Source organism: Pseudoduganella dura (assembly GCF_009727155.1).
Classification (GTDB): domain Bacteria; phylum Pseudomonadota; class Gammaproteobacteria; order Burkholderiales; family Burkholderiaceae_D; genus Rugamonas; species Rugamonas dura.
Window position 1 is genome coordinate 4127410 of record NZ_WNWM01000002.1, and the last position, 23423, is coordinate 4150832.

Annotated in this window: 23 protein-coding genes; 15 read left to right on the forward strand and 8 right to left on the reverse strand. The window is 65.8% G+C overall.

Annotated elements, in window-relative coordinates; translation table 11 throughout:
• Window position 1 precedes the first annotated feature (1 nt).
• Together GJV26_RS18105 and tsaE are read right to left on the reverse strand one after the other, a co-directional pair.
• A complete protein-coding gene (locus GJV26_RS18105) occupies window positions 2-1411 on the reverse strand; it encodes an N-acetylmuramoyl-L-alanine amidase (RefSeq protein WP_155710062.1) in 1410 nt (469 codons plus the stop codon).
• A complete protein-coding gene (gene tsaE, locus GJV26_RS18110) occupies window positions 1375-1851 on the reverse strand; it encodes a tRNA (adenosine(37)-N6)-threonylcarbamoyltransferase complex ATPase subunit type 1 TsaE (RefSeq protein ID WP_155710063.1) in 477 nt (158 codons plus the stop codon). Before tsaE ends, GJV26_RS18105 begins: the two co-directional genes overlap by 37 nt.
• Before the next feature lie 49 nt (window positions 1852-1900).
• On the opposite strand from tsaE, the gene queG reads away from it, so the two are divergent.
• Entirely contained in the window at window positions 1901-2989 is a 1089-nt protein-coding gene (gene queG, locus GJV26_RS18115) for a tRNA epoxyqueuosine(34) reductase QueG (protein ID WP_155710064.1), read from the forward strand.
• A gap of 12 nt (window positions 2990-3001) precedes the next feature.
• Here the strand turns inward: queG and GJV26_RS18120 are convergent, their stop codons facing one another.
• The gene (locus tag GJV26_RS18120; protein WP_155710065.1) at window positions 3002-3865 is read right to left on the reverse strand and encodes a CPBP family intramembrane glutamic endopeptidase; all 864 of its coding nucleotides are present in this window, start codon (window positions 3863-3865) and stop codon (window positions 3002-3004) included.
• Window positions 3862-4362, reverse strand: coding sequence for a MarR family winged helix-turn-helix transcriptional regulator (locus GJV26_RS18125; RefSeq protein WP_155710066.1), 501 nt, complete (start codon window positions 4360-4362; stop codon window positions 3862-3864). Before GJV26_RS18125 ends, GJV26_RS18120 begins: the two co-directional genes overlap by 4 nt.
• A gap of 226 nt (window positions 4363-4588) precedes the next feature.
• Between GJV26_RS18125 and GJV26_RS18130 the strand changes: the two genes are divergently transcribed.
• The gene (locus GJV26_RS18130; RefSeq protein WP_155710067.1) at window positions 4589-5911 is read left to right on the forward strand and encodes a phenylacetate--CoA ligase family protein; all 1323 of its coding nucleotides are present in this window, start codon (window positions 4589-4591) and stop codon (window positions 5909-5911) included.
• Between the two features lie 71 nt (window positions 5912-5982).
• Here GJV26_RS18130 and GJV26_RS18135 read toward each other — a convergent pair whose 3' ends face one another.
• From GJV26_RS18135 to GJV26_RS18145, 3 genes are read right to left on the reverse strand one after another with little or no spacing between them, the layout of a single operon-like run.
• Window positions 5983-6738 (reverse strand): AAA family ATPase, encoded by a 756-nt coding sequence (locus GJV26_RS18135; protein ID WP_229419348.1) that lies wholly within the window; start codon window positions 6736-6738, stop codon window positions 5983-5985.
• A gap of 36 nt (window positions 6739-6774) precedes the next feature.
• Window positions 6775-7362 carry a response regulator transcription factor gene (locus GJV26_RS18140; protein ID WP_155710068.1) on the reverse strand — a complete coding sequence of 196 codons (588 nt, stop codon included), beginning with the start codon at window positions 7360-7362 and terminating at the stop codon, window positions 6775-6777.
• Window position 7363: 1 nt separating this feature from the next.
• Complete coding sequence (locus GJV26_RS18145) at window positions 7364-9367, reverse strand: sensor histidine kinase (RefSeq protein ID WP_155710069.1); 2004 nt, start codon at window positions 9365-9367, stop codon at window positions 7364-7366.
• Between the two features lie 126 nt (window positions 9368-9493).
• On the opposite strand from GJV26_RS18145, the gene GJV26_RS18150 reads away from it, so the two are divergent.
• From GJV26_RS18150 to GJV26_RS18180, 7 genes are all read left to right on the forward strand, one after another.
• On the forward strand, window positions 9494-10483 hold the full coding sequence (locus GJV26_RS18150; RefSeq protein WP_155710070.1) for a TRAP transporter substrate-binding protein: 990 nt from the start codon (window positions 9494-9496) through the stop codon (window positions 10481-10483).
• 123 nt (window positions 10484-10606) lie between these two features.
• A complete protein-coding gene (locus GJV26_RS18155; RefSeq protein WP_155710071.1) occupies window positions 10607-11164 on the forward strand; it encodes a TRAP transporter small permease in 558 nt (185 codons plus the stop codon).
• Window positions 11161-12447 carry a TRAP transporter large permease gene (locus GJV26_RS18160; RefSeq protein ID WP_155710072.1) on the forward strand — a complete coding sequence of 429 codons (1287 nt, stop codon included), beginning with the start codon at window positions 11161-11163 and terminating at the stop codon, window positions 12445-12447. The genes GJV26_RS18155 and GJV26_RS18160 overlap by 4 nt, the downstream gene beginning before the upstream one ends.
• Window positions 12448-13078: 631 nt before the next feature.
• A complete protein-coding gene (locus GJV26_RS18165) occupies window positions 13079-13603 on the forward strand; it encodes a methylated-DNA--[protein]-cysteine S-methyltransferase (protein ID WP_229427967.1) in 525 nt (174 codons plus the stop codon).
• Window positions 13579-14478 (forward strand): site-specific tyrosine recombinase XerD, encoded by a 900-nt coding sequence (gene xerD, locus GJV26_RS18170; RefSeq protein WP_155710073.1) that lies wholly within the window; start codon window positions 13579-13581, stop codon window positions 14476-14478. Before GJV26_RS18165 ends, xerD begins: the two co-directional genes overlap by 25 nt.
• 50 nt (window positions 14479-14528) lie before the next feature.
• Window positions 14529-14726, forward strand: coding sequence for a hypothetical protein (locus tag GJV26_RS18175; protein WP_155710074.1), 198 nt, complete (start codon window positions 14529-14531; stop codon window positions 14724-14726).
• A gap of 297 nt (window positions 14727-15023) precedes the next feature.
• A complete protein-coding gene (locus tag GJV26_RS18180; protein ID WP_216643140.1) occupies window positions 15024-17645 on the forward strand; it encodes a sensor domain-containing protein in 2622 nt (873 codons plus the stop codon).
• Window positions 17646-17675: 30 nt separating this feature from the next.
• On the opposite strand, the gene GJV26_RS18185 is transcribed toward GJV26_RS18180, so the two are convergent.
• On the reverse strand, window positions 17676-18737 hold the full coding sequence (locus tag GJV26_RS18185; protein WP_155710075.1) for an endonuclease/exonuclease/phosphatase family protein: 1062 nt from the start codon (window positions 18735-18737) through the stop codon (window positions 17676-17678).
• Between the two features lie 37 nt (window positions 18738-18774).
• Between GJV26_RS18185 and ybaK the strand changes: the two genes are divergently transcribed.
• The 6 genes from ybaK (at window position 18775) to GJV26_RS18215 (ending at window position 23416) form a co-directional block, all read left to right on the forward strand.
• Window positions 18775-19266 carry a Cys-tRNA(Pro) deacylase gene (gene ybaK / locus GJV26_RS18190; protein ID WP_155710076.1) on the forward strand — a complete coding sequence of 164 codons (492 nt, stop codon included), beginning with the start codon at window positions 18775-18777 and terminating at the stop codon, window positions 19264-19266.
• Between the two features lie 73 nt (window positions 19267-19339).
• Window positions 19340-19972, forward strand: a complete 633-nt coding sequence (gene plsY / locus GJV26_RS18195) for a glycerol-3-phosphate 1-O-acyltransferase PlsY (protein ID WP_155710077.1) — start codon at window positions 19340-19342, stop codon at window positions 19970-19972.
• 125 nt (window positions 19973-20097) lie between these two features.
• Complete coding sequence (locus GJV26_RS18200; RefSeq protein ID WP_155710078.1) at window positions 20098-20814, forward strand: DsbA family oxidoreductase; 717 nt, start codon at window positions 20098-20100, stop codon at window positions 20812-20814.
• Window positions 20815-20982: 168 nt separating this feature from the next.
• Window positions 20983-21273, forward strand: coding sequence for a DUF427 domain-containing protein (locus tag GJV26_RS18205; protein WP_155710079.1), 291 nt, complete (start codon window positions 20983-20985; stop codon window positions 21271-21273).
• Window positions 21274-22500, forward strand: a complete 1227-nt coding sequence (locus GJV26_RS18210) for a metal-dependent hydrolase (protein ID WP_189442050.1) — start codon at window positions 21274-21276, stop codon at window positions 22498-22500. It begins immediately after the preceding gene.
• 7 nt (window positions 22501-22507) lie between these two features.
• Complete coding sequence (locus GJV26_RS18215; RefSeq protein WP_155710080.1) at window positions 22508-23416, forward strand: ion transporter; 909 nt, start codon at window positions 22508-22510, stop codon at window positions 23414-23416.
• Window positions 23417-23423: the final 7 nt, after the last annotated feature.

Here is a 23423-nt window from a genome sequence, read left to right on the forward strand (position 1 = left end):
CTCAGGTCAGCCGGTTCTTGGCGAGCGGCGGGTTCTTGGCGAAGTACGCGCGGATGCCTTTCACGATGGCGTCCGCGATCTGGTCCTGGTAATTGTTGTCGAGCAGGCGCGCTTCTTCTTCCGGATTGGAGATGAACGCGGTCTCGATCAGGATCGATGGAATGTCCGGCGCCTTCAGCACGGCGAAGCCGGCGCGTTCCACGGCACCGTTGTGCAGCTTGTTGATGCCGCCGATCTGCTGCAGCACGGCCTTGCCGACCTTCAGGCTGTCGTTGATCTGCGCCGTCGTCGACAGGTCGAACAGCACGCTGGCCAGTTGCGGATCGTGGCCCTTCGTATTGGCGCCGCCGATCAGGTCGGCCTGGTTTTCCTTGTTGGCCAGCCAGCGCGCCGCCGACGAGCTGGCGCTCTTTTCGGACAGCACGAACACCGACGAGCCGCGCGCCGACGGCTTGATGAACGCATCGGCATGGATCGAGATGAACAGGTCGGCATCGACCTTGCGCGCCTTTTCCACGCGCACGTTCAGGGGCACGAAGAAGTCGCCGTCGCGCGTGAGCATCACGCGCATGTTCGGGTGCTGCTCCAGCTTGGCCTTCAGGCGCTTGGCAATCGCCAGCACGATATCTTTTTCGCGGCTGCCCCGCGAGCCGATCGCACCGGGGTCCTCGCCGCCGTGGCCGGGGTCCAGCGCGACGGTGAGCATGCGCACCAGCCTGTCGGTGTTTTTCGGCGCCTCCGGCTTCGGCGGTTCCGTCTTTGCGGCAATGTCCGGCCGCGGCACGGCTTCGGACGGCACGCCGGGCGCGGGAATCCGGTTGTCCGGCAGCGGCAGGCCCGGGGCGGGATGCTGTTCGGCCAGCGGCGGCTGGCCGACGGGCGTGCCATCGCTGGACCATTCGCCTTTCTCGATCATCGCCGCGATCGGGTCCACCTCGCGCACCGGGTACAGGTCGAAGATCAGGCGGTGCTTGTATTCGCCCACCGGCGCCAGCGTGAACACCTGCGGGCGGATCTGCGCCTTCAGGTCGAACACCAGGCGCACCACGCCGGGCCGGTTCTGGCCCACGCGCACCTGCTTGATGTACGGGTCGTTCGACTGGACCTTGGCCACCAGCGATTTCAGCTCGGGATTCAGGTCGAGGCCTTCGATGTCGACCACCAGGCGATCCGGATCCTTGACGATGAAATGCGATGTCTTCAGGTCGGAATCGTTTTCCAGCGTGACGCGGGTGTACTCGTCCGCCGGCCAGACACGAACGGCCAGGATCTGCGCGGCGCGCGCGGGCAGCGGGGCCAGCACCGAAAGCAGCAGCGTGCCGCCGGCCTTCAGGAGGATGCGACGGCGGCGGCCCTGATCGGCCTGGGCGGGGATCAGAGGATCTGCGGGAAGTGGAGGCGTTGCAGGCATGAATTACCTAATGCGGAGAACGCCTGCAATTCTACATCACGTCCCTCGCCCGCAACGTTGAGTATCACGCGCAGGTCCGGCGGCGGCAGCACGCCTTCGGCCTTTTCCGGCCATTCGACGATGCAGATGTTGTGCCCGTCGAAGTCTTCGCGAAAGCCCGCATCGAGGAATTCCTCCGGGCTGCCCATGCGGTACAGGTCGTAATGGATGACGTTGACGTCCTGCCCGCCGAGCGTGACGCGGTAGGGTTCGGACAGCGTGTAGGTCGGGCTCTTCACGTGGCCCGTGTGGCCGGCCGCGTGCAGCAGCGCGCGGGTGAGCGCGGTCTTGCCGGCGCCGAGGTCGCCGTGCAGGTGGATCGACAGGCCGGGCAGCAGGGCGCGGGCCAGCGAAACGCCGAGGGCGGTCGTGTGGCTTTCGTCGCGCAGGTGGGCTTTCATGTTCGGGATCGCATAAAATGGTGGATTGCTGCCGCCATTGTACCGACGAATGTCTCTTTCGCCTGAAGTGTTGTCCTCGCTGGCCGCCGCCGTCAAGGAATGGGGGCGCGAGCTCGGCTTCGCCGAAGTGCGCATCGCCGACATCGACCTGGCCGCGGCGGAGCCGGGCCTGCAGGCGTGGCTCGATGCCGGCATGCATGGCGAAATGGAGTACATGGCCGCCCATGGCATGAAGCGGGCCCGCCCCGCCGAACTGGTGCCGGGCACCGTGCGCGTGATCACGGCGCGGATGAACTACCTGCCGCCTTCGCAGGATGCCGACTGGCGCGCGCGCGAACGCACCCGGCTGGAAGATCCGAACGCGGCCGTCATCTCGGTGTATGCCAGGGGAAGGGACTATCACAAGGTGCTGCGCGCCCGGCTGCAGCAACTGGCCGACCGCATCGGCAAGGAGGCCGGCCAGTTCGGCTACCGCGTGTTCACCGACTCGGCGCCGGTGATGGAATTGCCGCTGGCGGAAAAGTCCGGCCTGGGGTGGCGCGGCAAGCACACGCTGCTGATCAACCGCGACGCCGGCTCGATGTTCTTCATGGGCGAAATCCTGGTCGACCTGCCGCTGCCCGTCGATCCGCCGGCCGAGGCCCACTGCGGCGGGTGCAGCGCCTGCATCACGGCATGCCCGACGGGCGCGATCCTCGGTCCCGGCCGCCTCGACGCGCGACGCTGCATTTCCTATCTGACGATCGAACTGAAAGGCGCCATTCCCGAAGAACTGCGGCCGTTGCTGGGCAACCGCGTCTACGGCTGCGACGACTGCCAGACCGTTTGCCCATGGAACAAGTTCGCCCAGCGCGCCACGCTGCCGGACTTCGACGAACGGCATGGCCTGGGCAGCGCCGGCATGATCGCGCTGTTCGGCTGGAGCGAAGAGGAATTCAACCGCAACATGGAAGGCAGCCCGATCCGACGCATCGGCCATGAACGGTGGCTGCGCAACCTGGCTGTCGGCCTTGGCAACGCCGCCGCGCTCGGGCGGCGCGGCGATCCGGCCATCGCCGCCGCCTTGCAGGCACGGCTCGATCACCCGTCGGAACTGGTGCGCGAGCACGTCGGCTGGGCACTGGCCCAGCACAGCTGAGCCGGCAGTCGCTCACGGTCGCGCCAGCCACTGGTTGCGCCGCCGGGCCGCGACCAGCAGCACGATGGCAGCGGCGCCCCAGGCCAGTACGGCGACGATCGAACCCTCCACCCCATAGCCCCCGCCGCTGAGCCATTCGGGGCCGCTGGCACGGACCTGGATCCAGCCGTTGGCCGGGTGGCCCGAGACGGGGATCGAGAACACGGCATCGAACAGGTAGTTCCACGCGAAGTGCATGCCGATCGGCACCCACAGCCGGCGCGTGGCGATGTAGCCGGCGGACAGTGCCGCGGAAGCAACCGCCGTGGCCAGCACGCCGAGCAGGCTGATGTGTTCACTGGGCAGGTGGGCGGCGATGAAGAGCAGCGTCGATACCGCCAGCGCCACCGAGGTGCCCCACGATTTTTCCAGCAGCCGGAACAGCACGGCGCGGAACAGCAGCTCTTCCAGGAAGGCCACGAACACCTGTTCCGGCAGCGGCTTCAGCAAGGCGCTCCAGTGCGCCATGCCGGTGTACGTGTAGATGCTGCCGGCCAGCAGCAGCACGCTGCAGGTGGCCATCAGCAGCGCGCCGAGTCCCAGGCCCGCGAACAGCTCGCCCCTGGCACCGGCCAGCGACAGTTCCGTCACGTCGCGCTTTTCGATCTTGCGCACGTACAGCCGGTAACCGGCGACGATCGCGCACGCGGCCAGCAGCAGCGGCCAGCCGGACCGGTAGGGCTTCGGCACGATTTCGGAGAGCCCCAGCGTCACGGCCATCGGTACGAGAACCGACAGGATAGCCAGCAGCGTCCGCACGAACGCATTGGCCAGCAGGCGGCGGCCAAGCGAAGGCCGTGGGGATGGCGACGATGCCGGAAACGGTGCGGTATTCATGGTTTCTCCTGGGTTGTTTTCTCGTGACTGCCGTGCGTGAGGCTGCTGCGCGCGGCACGGATGCGTGCGCCGAAGGACTGGCGTTCGAGGGCGGCGATGGCCTGCGCCAGCGCTTCGGACAAGGGGTGGGGCATGTCGGCGTCGAGGCTGGCGGCAGCGGCGGCGGTGGCGGCCCAGCAGCGCTGCAGTTGCGGCAGCAGCGCGCGCCCGCGATCCGACAAGCGCACCAGCTTCTGCCGCGCATCCGTCGCCGACGGCATCGTCGCCACCAGGTCTTCCTTCAGCATCAGCGCCACCGTCTGCGTGGCGGCCGGCTGCGTGATGCCGGCCGCTTCGGCGATCTGCCCCACGGTGCGCGGCGTGCCTTCGGCCAGCGCCCGCATCACCGGCGTAAAACGGGGGCGGTAATCGATGCCGGCTTCCTCGTAGGAGGCGGCCACGGCGCCGTCGAGCAGTTCGATCAGGTGGCGCAACTGGGTTCCGAGTCCTTGTTTCATGCGGCGATCATACACCCATTTATATAAGTGCTTATGTATTATTTTTGGGGAGATTTTTCGAGTTCACTTCTGTACGGAAATTAAAGTTCAGTTACTTCATGCTTTTTCGCCGTACGGCATTGAACTGCCTCGACGGTGATCAAGCTGCCGCTGCCGGCTCAACCCTACCATTACCTGCGGGGCAGGCCGCGTCTTCGGCGCTGCGGGATCATCACATGGAGGCGCAATGGGTCTCATCGACAAGAGCAAGCACTGGTACAACCTGTATCGCCAGTATGTGCCGGCCAGCGTGCTGTACCACCGTCACCATTTCACGGTACTGCACCTGCCCCGGCACGACGGGGCGGTGCTTCATGCCTGCCGCGATGCCTGCCTGCGCCACGTGCTGAGCGTGGCGTGCAACCACGTCGCGTGGTATCGCGCCACGGTCCGGCTGTCGCCCGCGGCGCTGGCGAACGAGCCGCCGCTGGCGCTGTTGCGCGAATTCCCGTACCTGACAAAGGCCGACGTGGCGAGCCACCAGGCCGAGTTCCTGCATGACGGCCTCGATCCGCGCTTCCTGAACTACGTCACCACCGGCGGCTCGACCGGCGAAGGGATCGGCATGTGGCGCAGCAAGCGGCTGGCCGATATCGAGAAGGCGTTCCTGCTGCATGAATGGGGGCAGTCCGGCTTTTCCTTCCATCGCAGTTTTTACCTGCGCATGGGCGCGGATGCGCGCCGGCCGGCCGGCGATCCGCCGTTCCGGCGCGTCGGCAATGTGCTGTTGCTGTCGCCCTATCACATCACGCCAGCGCACAAGCGGACCATCGTGGACACGCTCAACCGCGAACGCCCGCGCTTCGTGCATGCCTATCCCAGTGCCGCCGCGGCGCTGGCGGACCTGCTCGGCCCCGGCGATCTCGACTTTCCCGTGGACGGCGTGTTCCTCGTATCGGAACCGGCAACACGCCAGCAGCTCGGCGCGATCGGCGGCCTGTTCCGCTGCCCGATCTCGATCAGCTACGGCCAGTCCGAACGCGTCAATCTGGCGTTCGCGCATTACCACGAAGGCGACCTGACCCCATACCGCTTCGATCCCCTGTATGGGGTGACGGAAACGCTGCCGCACCGGGATGGCCGCACGGAGATCGTCGGCACGTCGCTGTGGAACGACGTAATGCCGCTGATCCGCTACCGCACCGGCGATTTCGGCAACGTCGATGCGGAAGGCCTATGCCCCGCCATCGACGGGCGCGAGCAGGAATTCCTGATCGACCGCCATGGCAACCGCATACCCGGGCTGTCGGTGATGCCGGATCCCGGCTCGTGGCAGTTCGTGCGCCTGTACCAGATCCGGCAGGAAGCGCCGGGAACGATCCGCCTGGCCGTGGTGGGCAAGCAGGGCCGGCTCACCCCCGAACAGAAGGCTTACCTGCTGGACGAGCAGCACCGCCGCCTGGCCGGCTTTTTCGATCTCGACCTGGTGGAGGTGGCGGACATTCCGCTCGCCGCGAACGGCAAGCGCAAGCTGGTCGATACATCGGGGAGGGTGGTCTCCGCCGCATAGCCTGCCTGGTGCGGCGGTTGCCTGGCGACCCGCGGTGCCCCATTGGCGGCGCGATTCCAGGATGGTCCGGGTCAAGCCTCGTCGTCCAGCAGGGTATCGAGCATGCGGCGCGGATCGCGCAGGAACTCGAGCGTCACCTGGTAATGCTCGGTGTCCTCGTAGTCGGTGCGCCGCAGCCCGTCCGGCAGGCAGGCGTAGATGCGGGCATCCGGGTAGGCCATCAGGATCGGCGAGTGGGTGGCGATGATGAACTGCGATCCGGCCTTGACCAGTTGATGGATGCGGGCGAGGGCGGCCAGCTGGCGCTGCGGCGACAGCGCCGCCTCCGGTTCGTCCAGCACATACAGGCCCTGGCCGCCGAAGCGGTGGTTCAGCAGCGCCATGAACGATTCGCCATGCGACTGTTCGTGCAGCGAGTGGCCGCCATACGAGTCGATCAGCGGCGGGCCGCCGGGCCCTTCGTCGAGCCGCTCGAGCGCGGTCGCCACGTTGAAGAAGCTTTCCGCGCGCAGGAAATAGCCGTCGCGCGGCTTGCGGTAGCCGCGGCTGATGCGCAGGTGCCCGTGCAGCGGCGAGTGCGAATCGCGCGTGCCGAAGCGCAGGTTGCGGCTGCCGCCTTCGGCGTTGTAGCCCAGCGCCACGGCGATCGCTTCCAGCAGCGTCGACTTGCCGCTGCCGTTTTCGCCCACGATGAACGTCACGGCCGGATGGAACGCCAGCTGGTCGAGATGCTTTACCGCCGGCAGCGAGAACGGGTAACGGTCGAAGCCCGGCACCGTGTCGCGCAGCAGCGTCATGCTGATCGCGAACGTGGGCGAGAGCGCCATGATTACGTCAGCACCATGATCATGCCAGTGCCGTGCCTACTTCAGCAGGCCGGCCAGTTCCACGGCCGTCTTCACCTGCATCTTGTCGAAGATGTGGGCGCGGTGGACCTCGACGGTGCGCATGCTGATGCCCAGTTCGTCGGCCACCACCTTGTTCATCTTGCCGGCCAGGATCAGGTCGAGCACCTCGCGTTCGCGCGAGGACAGCGTGGCCAGCCGCGCATGCACGGCCGCGTGGGCGCTGGCCTGCTGCGAGCGCGCCAGGCCTTCCTGCACCCGGTCCATCAGCTCGTTGTCGTTGAACGGCTTTTCGAAGAAGTCGAACGCGCCGCGCTTCAGGGTATCCACGGCCATCGGCACGTCGCCGTGCCCGGTCAGGAAGATCACCGGCAGGCGCTGCGCCAGCCCGCGCGCATGCAGCTGGTCGAACACGGCCACGCCGTTCATGTCCGGCATGCGCACGTCGAGCAGCACGCAGTCGCCGGCCGGATCGAACTGGCCCGATTCCACGTAGGCCAGGAACTTGGCGCCGCAATCGTAGGTGGCGGCGGGAATGGCGCGCGACGAGGCCAGCCACGACAGCGAGTCGCGCACCACTTCTTCATCATCGACGATATGCAACATTTTATGTGTCTCCGTTAATCTTGGCTTCGGACGCAGGGAGCGTGAAGGTGAATATGGTACCGCCTTGCGGGTTGTCGCGGTGCGTCAGCGTGCCGCCGTGGAATTCGATCGCCGTGCGGCAGATGTTCAGCCCCATGCCCATGCCCTGCGCCTTGGTCGAGAAAAATGGCGAGAACAGGCGTTCGGCCACGTCGGCCGGAATGCCGTGGCCGTTGTCGATCACGTTGACGGCCACCTGGCCCGCCGCGGCATCGTGCCGCGCCTCGATGCGCAGCACGCGCTGCTGCAGCGGCACCCTGGCCATCGCCTCGATGCCGTTGCGCGCCAGGTTCAGCAGCACCTGTTCGATCATGATGTGGTCGGCCCGCACGAGCGGCAGGTCGGCCGGCAGTTCGGTGTGGACCGTCACCCGGTGCGGCCGCGCCTGCAGGTCGATCAGCGCGCGGATGCCGTCGATCATCGTGGCCAGCGGCACATCCCGCCGCTCGGTTTTTCGCTTGCGCACGAATTCGTGCACGCTGCGGATTATCTGCCCGGCGCGGCGCGCCTGGGTGCCGGCCTGCTCCAGCGCCGGCTTCAGCGTGGCGGGATCGACTTCCGGCCGCGCCAGCAGGTTCAGCGCGCCGGTCGTGTAGCTGGAAATGGCCGCCAGCGGCTGGTTCAGTTCGTGCGCCAGCATCGAGGCGATCTCGCCCATCGTGGCCAGCCGGCTGGACGCCTGCAGCTTTTCCTGGTGTTCGCGGTTCAGTTCCTCGATGCGCTTGCGGTCGGTGATGTCGAGGATCGACCCCATCCAGCCGGTGTGCCGGCCTTCGTTGTCCACCAGCGGCGCCTCGAAGATCAGCACCGGAATGCGGGTGCCGTCCGGGCGCTGGAAGATCGTTTCGAACTGCGGCGTCACCGTCCCCTGCAGCACGTTCTGCAGCCGGTGCTCGTATTCGGCCATCACTTCGGTGGCCCAGTACGGCATCGGCGGCGAGCGGCCCACCAGTTCTTCTTCGCTGTAGCCCACCATCTGGCAGAACGCCGGGTTCACGTAGGTGATGCGGCCCGCCAGGTCGCGCGCGCGCAGGCCCGTCACCAGCGAATTTTCCATCGCGGTGCGGAACGCCATCTGCTGGCGCAGCGCCTCCTCGGCCTCGAGCCGGCGCGAGATGTGGCCCCACAGCGCCAGCAGGCTCCACAGCAGCGCCAGCGCCAGCACGATCACCGAGCCCACCAGCAGGTTCGGCAGCAGCTTCGGCTCGGTTTTCACGCTGTCCGTCATCAGCGTGACGGTGGCGCCGGGCAGGTCGAGCGCGCGCTTGTGCGTGTAGACGCCGTGGCCCGGGCCGGCGGCGGCGCGGCGCGCCAGGATGCGGTCGTCCCGGTCGAGCAGGCTGACCTGGTTATCCTGCGCGAACCACCATGGCACCATTTCCTCGAGGATCGCGGACAGCTGGAACGTGGCCACCAGCGTGCCCAGGTAGGTGGCGCCACGGTACAGCGGATAGTGGTAATCCATCATCGCCGCGCCGGGCGTGCCGGCCGGATTGACGGTCTGCGGCGCCGGTTCGCTGTACACGCCGTTACGGCTGAGCCGGGCGCGTTCGGCGGCATCCCGCGAAGCGGCCGACAGCGTGGCGACCGGCGGCGGCGCTTCGTCGCTCGACGCGGCCACGTCGCCCTCGGGTGTTACCCACATCACGCGTTTCAGTTCCAGGCCCGTCTTCAGTTCGTTGGCCATGCGCTCGTGCAGCCGCTTCACCGAGGCGCCGGCCAGGATCTCGTTGGCCACGCCTTTCAGGTCTTCCTCGTGGCGGCCCAGCTGGAAGCGGATGGTCTGCTCCACCCACAGCGTGTCGGCGATCAGCTGTTCCTGGCGCTCGTTGCTTTCCATCTGGCGCGCCTGCCACGGCAACCAGATTAGAATCGCCAGGAACAGCAAGACGAGCACGACCGGCAGCAGCCAGCGCGCGGAAGTCGGAAACGGCAGGCGCGCGGCCCAGGGTTTGAGGGAGGTCATTGTCCGAGGGTAGCCATTCTGGTACGGCCGGGTATTGTGGTTTTCCACAGTAGCCCCTTGCCAGGGGGTTATGCAGAATGTAATTGCAGGAATAATAAATGTAACTTCCATCTATGGGGACACCGCATGAAGCTCAAGACCATCCTGGTTGCGCTCGCCGCGACCGCCTGCTTCACCAACGCTTACGCGCAAGCACCAATCGTCATCAAGTTCAGCCATGTCGTTGCCACCGATACGCCGAAAGGCCAGGCTGCCGCGCGCTTCAAGCAATTGGCCGAGCGGGCGACCAACGGCCGCGTGAAGGTGGAGGTGTATCCGAACAGCCAGCTGTACAAGGACAAGGAAGAACTCGAAGCGCTGCAGCTGGGCGCCGTGCAGATGCTGGCGCCGTCGCTGGCCAAGTTCGGGCCGCTGGGCGTGAAGGAGTTCGAGGTCTTCGATCTGCCCTATGCGTTCCCCACCAAGCAGTCGCTGTACAACGTGACGGAAGGGCCGATCGGCCGCAGCCTGCTGAAAAAGCTGGAAACCAAGGGCATCACCGGGCTGGCGTACTGGGATAACGGCTTCAAGATCATGTCGGCCAACAAGCCGCTGTATGCGCCGGCCGATTTCCGCGGCCTGAAGATGCGCATCCAGTCCTCGAAGGTGCTTGATGCGCAGATGCGCGCGCTGGGCGCCAACCCGCAGGTGCTGGCGTTCTCCGAGGCTTACCAGGCGCTGCAGACGGGCGTGGTGGATGGCACGGAGAACCCGCCGTCGAACATGTACACGCAGAAGATGCACGAGGTGCAGAAATACGCCACGCTGTCGAACCACGGCTACCTGGGCTACGCCGTCATCGTCAACAAGAAGTTCTGGGATGGCTTGCCGGCCGATATCCGCACCGCGCTCGAAGGGGCGATGCGCGAAACCACCACGTATGAAAAGGCGATCGCCCAGCGCGACAACGACATGGCGCTGGAAGCGATGAAGAAGTCCGGCCGCACCCAGTTCATCACCCTCACCGCGCAACAGCAGGACGCCTGGAAAAAAGTACTGCTGCCCGTGCACAAGCAGATGGAAAGCCGCATCGGCGCCGATCTCGTCAACGCGATCGCGAAGGAAGGCGCGAAGTAACCCCGCGGCTGTACGCCACGGGGAAAGCTTCGCCCGCAGCAGTTTGAGCCGGGGCGGCGTCCTGCCGCCCCGTGTGTTCCGCTGTGCCGGTCGCCCCTGACCGGAGATTTCCGAAAGTCACCCATGAAATTCCTGGACCACCTGGAAGAGTGGCTCATTGCATTCCTGATGGGCGCGGCCACCCTCATCATCTTCATGGCGGTGGTGCACCGCTACCTGTCCGGCCTGCCGGTTCCCTGGCTGCAGGACCAGCTCATTCAGATCAACACCAGCTGGGCACAGGAACTGTGCATCTACATGTTCGTGTGGATGGCCAAGTTCGGCGCCGCCTACGGCGTACGCACCGGCATCCACGTGGGCGTCGACGTCGTGATCAACCGCCTGTCGGTGCCGTGGCGCAATGGCTTCATCGTGTTCGGCCTGCTGGCCGGGGCGCTGTTTACCGGCGTGGTCGGCGCGCTGGGCGCTTCGTTCGTGTGGGACATCGGCCACACCGAGCAAACGTCGGCCGATCTCGAGGTGCCGATGTGGCTCGTCTACCTGGCGGTGCCGGCCGGTTCCTGGCTGATGTGCTTCCGCTTCCTGCAGGTGATGGTGGCGTTCGTGCGCACCGGCGAACTGCCGAAGCACGACCATGCCCACGTCGAGGGCCTGGATGACGAACTGGGAGCCAAGGCATGAACGCGCTGATCATTTTCACGCTGCTGCTGGCGCTGATGCTGACCGGCATGCCGATCTCCATCTCGCTGGGCCTGACGGTGCTGGCGTTCCTGTTCACGATGACGCACGTGCCGATCGAGGCGGTGGCGCTGAAGCTGTTCACCGGCATCGAGAAGTTCGAGATCATGGCGATCCCGTTCTTCATCCTGGCCGGTAACTTCCTCACGCATGGCGGCGTGGCGCGGCGGATGATCAACTTCGCCACGTCGATGGTGGGGCACTGGCACGGCGGACTGGCGCTGGCCGGCGTGCTGGCGTGCGCGCTGTTCGCGGCCGTTTCCGGCTCCAGCCCGGCCACCGTGGTGGCGATCGGCTCGATCATCCTGCCGGCGATGGTGAAGCAGGGCTTTCCCAAGCGCTTCGGCGCCGGCGTGATCACCACCTCCGGCGCCCTGGGCATCCTGATTCCGCCATCGATCGTGATGGTGATGTATTCGGTGACGACCAACACCTCGGTGGGCAAGCTGTTCATGGCCGGCGTGGTGCCGGGCATCATGCTGGCATTCCTGCTGGGGCTGACGACGTGGGCGCTGGCAAAGAAGCACAATTATCCGCGCCTGAAACGTGCCACGTGGAGCGAGCGGCTGGTGGCGTTCCGCAAGAGCGCGTGGGGTCTGCTGCTGATCGTTATCGTGATGGGGGGCATCTACAGCGGCATGTTCACGCCCACCGAGGCGGCGGCGATGGCGGCCGTGTATGCGTTCCTCATTGCCGTGTTCGTCTATAAGGACCTGCGGCTGCGGCAAGTCGGCAAGGTGCTGCTGGATTCGGCGTCGATGTCGGCGATGCTGTTGTACATCATCACCAACGCGATGCTGTTTTCGTTCCTGATGACCAGCGAGAGCATCCCGCAGGAGATGGCGGCCTGGCTGACGGCGCAGGGGCTGGGGCCGGTGGCATTCCTGCTGGTGGTGAACCTGATCCTGCTGGCGGCGGGGAATTTCATGGAACCGTCGTCGATCGTGCTGATCATGGCGCCGATCCTGTTCCCCGTGGCGGTCGCGCTGGGCATCGATCCGGTCCATTTCGGCATCCTGATCGTGGTCAACATGGAAGTGGGGATGTGCCATCCCCCGGTGGGCCTGAACCTGTACGTGGCATCCGGCATCACGAAGATGGGCATTTCGGAACTGACGGTGGCGGTGCTGCCGTGGCTGATGACGATGCTGGGCTTCCTCATGCTGGTGACGTATGTGCCGCAGATTTCGCTGTGGTTGCCTGAATTGATCTATGGCAAGGGCTAGGATAGTTGGCGTCTACCAAACTTTCGGGAACATTGCCACAGTTTATTTTAGGGCAAGCCAAATAATCTCTTGCTACAAAAAAACAGGAGAAAAGCGCAGATGGATCAGTTATGATCGCTCCTGTTTGGTGCAACAGATATCGATATGCACCAAGGTAGCAAGGGCATGAGATTTAGTGGGGAGTGGTAATAAAAACGGCATGCCGGAGACGGCAATAAATCGAGGAGACACGCGGTTCACAGTATGTTGTTGGCATCACTGCTGAAGGCGGCCAAAAGCCAGCCGCGGCGGGACCAAACAACCGGAATCGCGCCAGGCATTACTTAAAACGCACCGCAGGTGCGTTTTTTTTCGCCCGTGGCATTCATGACCGTTTCATGAAAACGCGTGAACGGTGGCGTCGTCCCATTCATGAAGCCAAAGCGGTGCATCAGGGGAGCATGGGGAAGCCACAGGGTCTGCGCAGTGCCGGCTTTGCGCATGGGAAACGGCGCGGCGGGCTGTCATGGCGGGACGCCGTTAACGCATCGCAGCCGGGCCATCGGCCGCCAGCAAAGACCCGGCTGTATGAAATCTGGTACTGCACACGCCGTTGGTGTAGCATGTTTGCCACAGTAGTTTGGAGTTAATTGTGACGCATATACAACAGGCCAGCGAGCTGTTCGCAGCGATCGTTTCCACCCCGTTCGGCGCGCTCGGCATCCGCACCGGCGGCGCCGTCGTCAGCGAACTGGTTTACTTGCCGGCAAGTCATGCCGAAAAAGCGCCTGTCGATGCGGTAGCCGAGCAGGCCGCACGCCAGGTACGGCGCTATTGCGACGACCCGGACTTCGTGTTCGACCTGCCGCTGGCGCAGGTGGGCAGCGCTTACCAGCGCAAGGTATGGGATGCGATCCGCGCGATTCCGCGCGGCGAAGTGCGCACCTACGGCGAGGTGGCGAAATTCATCGGCTCGATGCCGCGTGCCGTGGGCCAGGCGTGCGGCGCCAATTATTTCCCGCTGGTTATCCCATGCCACCGCGTCACGGGCGCCCAGGGCCTCGGCGGCTTTGCCGGCAGCGACGACCGCAACGGCTTCACGCTGGACGTCAAGCGCTGGCTGCTGGCACACGAAGGGCACCGCGAATACGCATGGCAGCAAACGACCCTGCTCTGATCGACGAGTTCTGCGATACGCTGTGGCTGGAAGACGGCCTGTCGAAGAACACGCTCGATGCCTACCGGCGCGACCTGAAGCTGTTCGCCGCGTGGCTGGCACAGGCGCGCCCGGATGCCGGCCTGCTGGCGGCGCATCCCGGCGACATTGCCGGGTATTTCGCGGCCCGGCACGACGATACGAAGGCCAGTTCGTCGAACCGGCGCCTGTCGGTGCTGAAGCGTTTTTACCAGCAGGCGCTGCGCCGGCAGCGCATCGCCGAAGATCCGTGCCTGAAGCTGGCATCGGCGAAGCAGCCGGCGCGTTTCGTGCATACCCTGTCCGAAGGCGACGTGGAAGCGCTGCTCGCGGCACCCTGCGTGCGCGAGCCGCTGGGCATCCGCGACCGCACGATGCTCGAACTGATGTATGCGAGCGGGTTGCGGGTGTCGGAACTGGTGGCGCTGAAGATCGCCGAGCTCGGCCTGAACGAGGGCGTGGTGCGGATCACGGGCAAGGGTTCGAAGACGCGCCTGGTGCCGTTCGGCGGGGAAGCGCGGCAGTGGATCGAACGCTACCTGCGCGAAGCCCGCGGCGCGATCCTGAACGGGCAGCAGGACGATGCGCTGTTCGTCACCGCGCGCGGCGGGCCGATGACACGGCAGATGTTCTGGGTCGTCGTGAAGAAATGCGCGCAGAAGGCGGGAATTACGGCGCCGTTGTCGCCGCATACGCTGCGCCACGCATTTGCCACCCACCTGTTGAATCACGGCGCCGACCTGCGCGTGGTACAGCTGCTGCTGGGCCACGCGGATATTTCGACCACCCAGATCTATACCCACGTGGCGCGGGAACGGCTCAAGCAGCTCCATGCGGTACATCATCCACGGGGATGAGAAATCTGCGATGCTGAATCTGTCGCATAATGTCGGCAACGGAGGTAGTCATGGCAAAAACGAATTTTCAGTACGAAAAGCGGCAACGCGAGTTGGAAAAGAAGCGCAAGGCCGACGAAAAGGCCAAGCGCAAGCTGGAGGCGAAAGTCCATCCGGCCGGCGAGGGCGATGGTGGAAGTCACGGCGGCGAAGCTGCCGATGAAACGGGCGAGACGGAGATCGATACCGAGCCGGCAAGGCAGGAGTAAGCACCTGGCGGCACCCGGCAACCCATCGTGGCATGAAGGCCTGTTTCTTCGTGCGCCAGGGATTGCACCCGGTGCGGCACGAAAATCCATCGCTTTCCTGTGCCACGCCGGTGCCGGCTGAACCGCCGGCCGTACGCCACGGCAGTTGCACCGGGGACTGACCAATGATTGCCGGGCAATCCCGCCCGGCAGGGTTGCTGCCCCCCGGTTTTGCATTTAGCAATAACGATGTTCCCCGTGTAGCTATTCTTGATGCAGCGCAAGTGCCTGCCGGGCAGGGCAGCAAAGAATGGGACGATGAACCCGCACGAGCCCCTTCTTCCTCCCGCTTCGCATTCCGTCCCGAAAACGGATTCGCGATCCAATGCCCGATCCGCTTTCCCCGCCAATCCCCGATCCGACCCCACGGCCGATCGCACGTCGCAATCCTGGTTCGATGCCAAATCCCATCCCGCGGCGGATCCCGGGCAACCCCACGCGCTTGGGCACGAATCGCACCTGGCAAGCGAGGCGCTCGACCTCATCGCGCGCCTCGTCGCGGCTCTCGAACTGACGCCGCTGGTGGCGGTCAGCAGCATCGATCGCGAAGGCAGGATCCGCTTTTGCAATACGGCATGCGCCGAACTGTCCGGCGTGGCGGGGGAAGCGGCGCTCGGCCAGCCAATGCAGGCCCTGTTTTCACGCGGCGAGCGCGAAGCGGAACACGATGCGCTGGTCGAAGAGGCCTGGCGCACCGGCCGGCATTCTCCCACCGGCGACTGGCAGGTGCGCACCGCCGGCGGCCGCGAGCTGTGGCTGTATTCGACACTGGTGCCGGTGTTTCACGAAGGCACGCTGACGCAGATCTTCTGCATGGATGTCGACGTTACCTCCCGCAAGCGCAACGAAGACGCGCTGGCCGCAGCAGGCACCAATTTCCGCCAGCTGTTCCAGAAGTCCGACGATGCGATCCTGCTGGTGAGCGGCGGCCTGATCGAGGAAGCGAATCCCGCCGCGCTGCGCCTGTTCAAGTGCCCTGGCGCGGCCACGTTCGTGGGCCGCCGGCTGGCCGATTTCTCGCCGCTGCAGCAGCCCGGCGGTGCATTGTCCGAGCCGGCCGCGCGCCAGCTCGAGGAGCAGGCATACGCCCAGGGCAACTGCCGCTACGACTGGCGCTATCTCGATTGCGCCGGCAACCTGTTCTGGGCCGAAGTGCTGATGACGTCCGTCACACTGGACCACGAATACCTGTTCTACGTGGTGGTGCGCGACATTTCAGAGCGCAAGAGCGCCGAGCGTACGCTGTACCTTGGGGCGCAGGTGTTCGAGAACAGCCGCGATGCGATCCTGCTGACGGACCATCAGCGCCACGTCATCTCGATCAATCGCGCGTATTCCGCGATCACCGGGTTCGGCAGCGACGACATGCTGGGCAAGCCGCTGTCCGTGTACCGCTCCGGTGTCGAGGATGAAACCTTCTTCCGCCACGTGTGGGACGAGATCGAGGCCACCGACCACTGGCAGGGTGAAATCTGGTCGCGCCGCAAGAGCGGCGAACTGTTCCCCGCGTGGCTGGCGCTGACGGCGATCCGCGACAGCCACGACCAGGTCAGCAACTACATGGCCATCGTGTCCGACATCACCGAGCGCAAGCGCTCGGAAGAACAGACGCGCCACCTGGCCGAGCACGATTTCCTCACCGATCTGCCGAACCGCGTGCTGCTGCTGGACCGGCTGTCGCTGGCGCTGTCCGCCGCGCGCCGCAAGGGCAGCATGCTGGCGATCCTGTTCCTGGACCTGGACCGCTTCAAGCAGATCAACGACACGCTGGGTCACCAGGTGGGCGACCAGCTGCTCAAGGAGGTGGCGGCGCGGCTGCTGAAATGCGTGCGCAAGGTCGATACCGTCAGCCGGCAGGGCGGCGACGAGTTCGTCATCATCCTGGCCGACATCGGCGGCATCGACCACGCGGCCCACGTGGCGGCGACGATCCGGCAGGCGATCTGCCAGCCGTACGGGATCGGCGCGCACGAGCTGCACGTGTCCACATCGATCGGCGTGGCCATTTTTCCCAGCGACGGCGACGATATCGATACCTTGGTCAAGAATGCCGACACGGCGATGTACCACGCCAAGCAGGGCGGCCGCAACAACTTCCAGTTCTTCAGCGCCGAGATGAACGAGCGCATCGTCGAACGCGCGTCGTTCGAGCAGGGCCTGCGCCGCGCACTGGCCGAGGGGCAGTTCGAACTGGCATTCGAGCCCGAGCTCGATATCGCCACCGGCGCGCTGGTGGCGGCGGAAGCGCTGATCCGGTGGCGGCACCCCGAGCTGGGCCTGCTGTTGCCGGAACGCTTCCTCGGCGTGGCCGAAGAAGCGGGTTTGATGGTCCCGATCGGCAACTGGGTGCTGCGCGAAGCCTGCCGCCGGGCGCGCCGCTGGATGGATGCCGGCACGCCGCTGGTGGTGGCCGTCAACCTGTCGCCGGCGCAGTTCATCGGGCGCGACCTGATCGACAATGTGCGCGACGCGCTGGCGGAGGCGGGGCTCGAACCCGGCTGCCTGGAACTGGAACTGACCGAGGCGATCATCATGAAGGGCGGCAATGCTACCGCCGGCACGCTGGACGGCCTGCGCGAGCTGGGCGTGCGCCTGTCGCTGGACGATTTCGGCACCGGCTGGTCGCGTCTGGAACAACTGAAGGACTACCCGATCGGCAAGCTGAAGATCGCCCAGGCATTCATGCGCGGCGGCGGCAACGAAACGGTGATCCGCACCATCATCGCGATGGCGCGCAGCCTGCGGATGACGGTGATCGCCGAAGGCGTGGAAACGCCCGGGCAGCTGGCATTCCTGCGGGAAGAAGGATGCGACCTGTACCAGGGGCGGCAGGCGGAAGCGGCGTTGCGCGAGGGCGGGCTGGATGGCCTGCTGCGATAGCGCCGGGCCGGCCGTTCGATCGCGGCGGCGTCAATACAGCCGCATCCGCACCAGCACCTGCCCGTGGTCCGAGGCTTCCGGCCGCTCCAGCCGCAGGTGGTCGTTGAAATAGCTGACGTCGATCACTTCGCCGATCGCGCGCGGCGAGTTGCGGTTGAATTCCTCGGAGACGAGCACATGGTCGATCGTCGAGTAATGCCCCTCGTGGATGCTGGTGTAGCCCACGTGGCGCAGGTGATCCTGGCGCAACTGGATCTGGTTGCTGTCGTACAGCCGGCCGCGGCGCTCCTCGGCCTGCGGGCCGCCACCGCTGCCATGGCTCCCATTCATTGCATTGCCGGTTACGCTGTGGGGACCGCCGTCACCTGCCATGCCGCGGGTGCCTTCATTTCCCGCCACGCTGCGGGTGCCTCCACTCCCCAGCACGATCGTCGTGGTGACGGCATCGGCGGTGTCGTTGAAGTCGCCGAGCACCACGCAGGGGCGGCGCGCTTCGCGCATCATCTTCGACAGCAGCACGCGCAGCGCCACCGCCTCGGTGCCGCGCCACACGAGCGAGCGCAGGCTGGCCAGCGCGTAGTGCAGCGGATCCTCGCCGCTGTCGCCGTTGCGGTAATCGGGGCGGCGCGATTTCAGGTGCACCACCACCACGTCCACGATCCGCGCGCCGGGCAGTACCACCTGCACGTGCAGCGGCGCGCGGGCGAAACGGTCGGAATCCGGGTTGCCGGAATCGCACGGCACGTCCTTGGGGAAATTGGCGTAGATGCCCGGCGTGCCGGCCAGCGGCAGGCGCGAGACGATGGCCACGCTGGGCGTGAGCCGGTGCGCGTGCGGATCGGGGTCGAAACCGGCATGCAGCGCATCGCGGTACTTGCGGGTGCGGGACAGCACGTCGCGCAATGCCGCCTGCGAGAAAATCTCCTGGAAGCCGATCACGTCCGCGTCGAGATGATCGAGCTGCTGCGCGATCCAGTCGGCCTTGGCGTCGTAGCCTGCCGGGGTCAGGGGCTCGAGGTTGTCGTACAATTTCGCGCCGGGCGGGGCGAGGTTGCAGACGTTGAAAGTGGCAAAGCGAATTTCTTCCTGCATAATGAGAAACTCCTTTTGAAAACGATCGTATCACGGCATGGCCAAGAAAGAGCACATTTCAGAGACCCCGGCAACCGCGCTGCTGAAGCAGCACAAGGTGCCGTTCAGCGAACATCCGTACGACTACGAGGAACATGGCGGCACGTCCGTATCGGCACGCGCGCTCGGCGTCGACGAGCACCACGTCGTCAAGACGCTGGTGATGCAGGACGAAGCCGCCAGGCCGTTGATCGTGCTGATGCACGGCGATCGCAAGGTGTCGACGAAAAACCTGGCGCGCAACATCGGCTGCAAATCCGTCGAACCGTGCAAGCCGGACGTGGCGCAGCGCCATTCCGGCTACATGATCGGCGGCACCTCGCCGTTCGGCACCCGGAAAGCATTGCCGGTGTACGTGGAAGCGTCGATCCTGGAACTGGAAACAATTTATATCAATGGCGGCCGGCGCGGTTTCCTGGTGGGCATCGCGCCGCGCGTGCTGACCGAGGTGCTGGCGGCCAGGCCCGTCGCCTGCGCACTGGCCGACTGACACGCTGTTGCTGTATAGTCGGCGCCCGCTGCCACTCTTACGCCATCAACAACACATGGGACTACCTGGGGAAATGACTACCATCCTGCTGGCGATTGCCGCCTACCTGATCGGCTCGATCTCTTTTGCCGTTGTCGTGAGCAAGGTGTACGGCCTGTCCGACCCGCGCACCTATGGCTCCGGCAATCCCGGCGCCACCAATGTGCTGCGCAGCGGAAACAAGGGCGCCGCGATCTGGACCCTGGTCGGCGACGCCTTCAAGGGCTGGCTCGCGGTCTGGCTGACGGTCCGCTACGCCAGCGAGCTCGGCATTGGCGACAACACCATCGCCCTGGTGGCGCTGGCCGTCTTCATCGGCCACCTGTGGCCCGTGTTCTTCCGCTTCGAGGGCGGCAAGGGCGTGGCCACGGCGCTGGGCGTACTGCTGGCGCTGAACGTGTGGCTCGGGCTGGCCACGCTGGCGACCTGGCTGGTGGTGGCCTATGCGTTCCGGTATTCGTCGCTGGCCGCGCTGCTGGCCGCCGTGTTCGCGCCGTTCTACTACGGCCTGCTGTTCGGCATCGAGCCGCAACTGTTCGCCGTGCTGGTGATGTGCGGCCTGCTGGTCTGGCGCCATGCGAAAAACATCGGCAACCTGATGGCCGGCAAGGAAAGCCGCATCGGCAGCAAGAGCAAGGGCGCCGCCGCCGGGGCAAAGAAAAAGTAGGCGCTGTCCGCGAACGGCGCCAGAAGTAACTTGCAATACCGGCGACAGCCCTCATCATGCGTGGGCCGCCGTCATCGGCGGCAAACCGATGGCCGCCGCCGGCGGCCCGCACCAGAAAGGCCGCCATGTCAATATCCGTCGATTCAAAGCCCGCCGATGCAACGCCCGCCGAGGCAACGACCGTCGCAGCCCCCGCCACATCGACGCCCATCCGCATCGATTTCGTTTCCGACATTTCCTGCCCCTGGTGCGCGGTCGGGCTGAAATCGCTGGAAACCGCGCTGGCGCGCATTCCCGAGGCCGCCGTCGAATTCCACTTCCAGCCTTTCGAGCTGAACCCGGACATGGAGGCGGAAGGGCAGGACATTACCGAGCACATCGCCGAAAAATACGGCAGCACGCCGGCGCAGCAGGAACAGTCGCGCGAGATGCTCCGCCAGCGCGGCGCGGCGGTCGGCTTCACGTTCGCGATGGACAAGCGCGGCCGCATCTACAACACGTTCGATGCGCACCGGCTGCTGCACTGGGCCGAGGGAGAAGGGCGCCAGCACGCCCTGAAGCACGCACTGCTCGAAGCCTACTTCACCAACGGCGAAGACCCGAGCTCGCACGACGTGCTGCTGCGCGCGGCCGAACGGGTGGGCCTGGACAGCGGCGCCGCGCGGCAGGTGCTGGAATCGGACCGCTACGCCGACGACGTGCGCATGCTCGAGCAATACTGGCAGCAGGCCGGCGTGCGCTCGGTGCCGGCCATCGTCATCAATCAGCGCCACCTCATTTCCGGCGGCCAGACGCCCGACGTGTTCGAGGGCGCGCTGCGGCAGATCATGGAAGGAAAGTAGCCTTTCCGGTTCCGGTATTACCGCATGTTGCCTTTTGCGCTACACTGCCGCGGCACCATGTAACCCGCTGCCCTGGACGCATCCCGTCCGCAGTGGGGAAGCGGGGGCACCCGTTGCAGCGCTAATATCGCACCGTATCATCGGACCACAGACATCAGGAGAACAGCCATGCCGAAAGCCATCTGGAACGGCGCGATCATCGCCGAGGCCGCCGACAACGAGGTGGAAATCGTCGAGCAGAACGTGTATTTCCCGCTCGAGCGCGTCAGGCGCGAATACCTGAAGGACAGCAGCCACACGACGCTGTGCCCGTGGAAAGGCGTGGCCAGCTATTACGATGTCGAGGTCGACGGGCAACTGAACCGCAACGCGGCATGGTATTACCCGGCGGCCAAGGAGGCGGCCAAGGCCATCGAGGGCCGCATCGCGTTCTGGCACGGCGTCGAGGTCAGCCGCTGAGTGGATAATGTCACCCATACCTTCGTCGGCCTGGGCATCGGCGAACTGGTGCAGCGCTCGCTGCCGGCCGAGCGCGACGAGGCACGGCAGCGCACGCGCCACCGGCTGCTGCTGACCGCCTGCGCCGCCGCCAGCAATTTCCCCGACCTGGACCTGTTCCTCACGCACCTGCTGCCCGCGCCGCTGGGCTACCTGCTGCATCACCGGGGCCACACGCACACGCTGCTGTACGCGCTGCCGCAGGCCTTGCTGCTGCTGGCGGCGCTGTGGCTGCTGTGGCCGAATGCACGGCGCCTGCTGAGAGACAGCGGCACCGCCCGGCTCGGACTGGGCCTGGCCATCGTGCTGGGCTTCCTGCTGCACATGTCGATGGATTTCCTGAATTCGTACGGCATCCACCCGCTGTACCCGTTCGACCCGCGCTGGTTCTACGGCGACCTGGTATTCATCGTCGAACCCGTGTTCTGGATCGCGTTCGGCGTGCCGCTGGCGCTGGCGATCCCGCGCCGGCCGCTGCGCCTGCTGGCGCTGGCCGCGCTGGCGCTGTTCCTGGCGGTGGTCACGTGGCGCGGCTACCTGGGTCCGATGTCGCTCGCCGGCCTGCTCGCGATCGGCGGCGCCATCGCGGCACTGCGCATCACCCGCACGCAAAGCCGGCGTGCGCTGGCATTGTCCGCCCTGGTGTCGGTGGCGTTCATTGCCGTGCAGGGCGGCGCGTCGTCGGCGGGGCGGGCAAGGGTGGAAGGGGCGCTGCAGGCGATCGACCCGGCGTCCCGCGTGCTGGACGTGGCGATGACGGCCTTCCCCGCGCAGCCGCTGTGCTGGTCGTTCGTCGCCATCGAGGAAAACGCGGCGCAGGGCAGCTACCGCATCCGCCGGGGCATGCTGAACCTGGCACCGGATCTGCTGGCCCATTGCCCGGCGTCGCTGGCCGAGCCCGGCGCAAGCGCTACCGGATCGGCCGGCGTGAGCCTGGCTTCCGCATGGCAGGGCAGCCTTGCCACGCTGCAAACACTGGCGAAGAACGATTGCCACGTCAACGCGTGGCTGCGCTTTGCCCGCATGCCGGCTGTCGATGCCGACGTGGCCAGCGACCTGCGCTTCTCGTCCACCCCGCGCGGCAATTTCACGTCGATGGACCTGGCCGCGGCCGGCCGCGAGCCGTGCGGCAATGTGCCGCGCTGGGGCTATCCGCGCGCCGACCTGCTGGGCGCCGCGCTACACTGACCGCCCCATGAGCGACCGTCCCGTCACCGACCGTCCGGCCAAGGAACCGGCGCCACCCGAGCGCTCGGCCGATCCGCAACAGCTGTACGGCAAGCCCGCCGGCGGCTGGCGCGAGGAGCTGTACGAAGTCATCTTCGAATCGCACACGCGCAAGGGGCAGATCTTCGACCTGGTGCTGATCGGCGCGATCCTGCTGTCCGTCGCCACCGTGGTGCTGACTTCGATCGCGCCGGTCGCGCGCGCCTATGGCCCGTGGCTGGTGGCATCCGAGTGGGTGTTCACGCTGCTGTTTACGATCGAATACATCGCTCGGCTGCTGTGCGTGAAGCGGCCGGACCGCTATGCGCGCAGCTTCTTCGGCATCATCGACCTGATGTCGGTGGTGCCCAGCTACGTCTCGCTGTTCATTCCCGGCTCGCACGTGCTGCTCGATGTGCGGATCCTGCGCCTGCTGCGCATCTTCCGGATCCTGAAGCTCACGCTGTACATCCAGGAATACAGCATGCTGGGCAGCGCACTGATGGCCAGCCGGCGCAAGATCCTCGTGTTCCTGTCGGTGGTATGCCTGGTCGTGTTCCTGATGGGAACGGTGATGTACGTGGTCGAAGGGCCGCAGCACGGCTTCACCAGCATCCCCACGGCCGTCTACTGGGCCATTTCGACGATGACCACGGTGGGCTTCGGCGACCTGGTGCCGAAGACCGACATCGGCCGGACCATCGCTTCATGCATGATGCTGCTGGGCTGGGGCATCCTGGCGGTGCCGACCGGCATCATCAGCTCCGAGATCTCGCACCAGCGAGGCATGCGCGCGATGAGCGCGCGCATCTGCACGCGCTGCCTGGCGCCCGGCCACGAGGCCGCCGCGCGCTTCTGCAAGAGCTGCGGCGAGGCGCTGCCGCAGGAGACGAGCTAGTCATTCC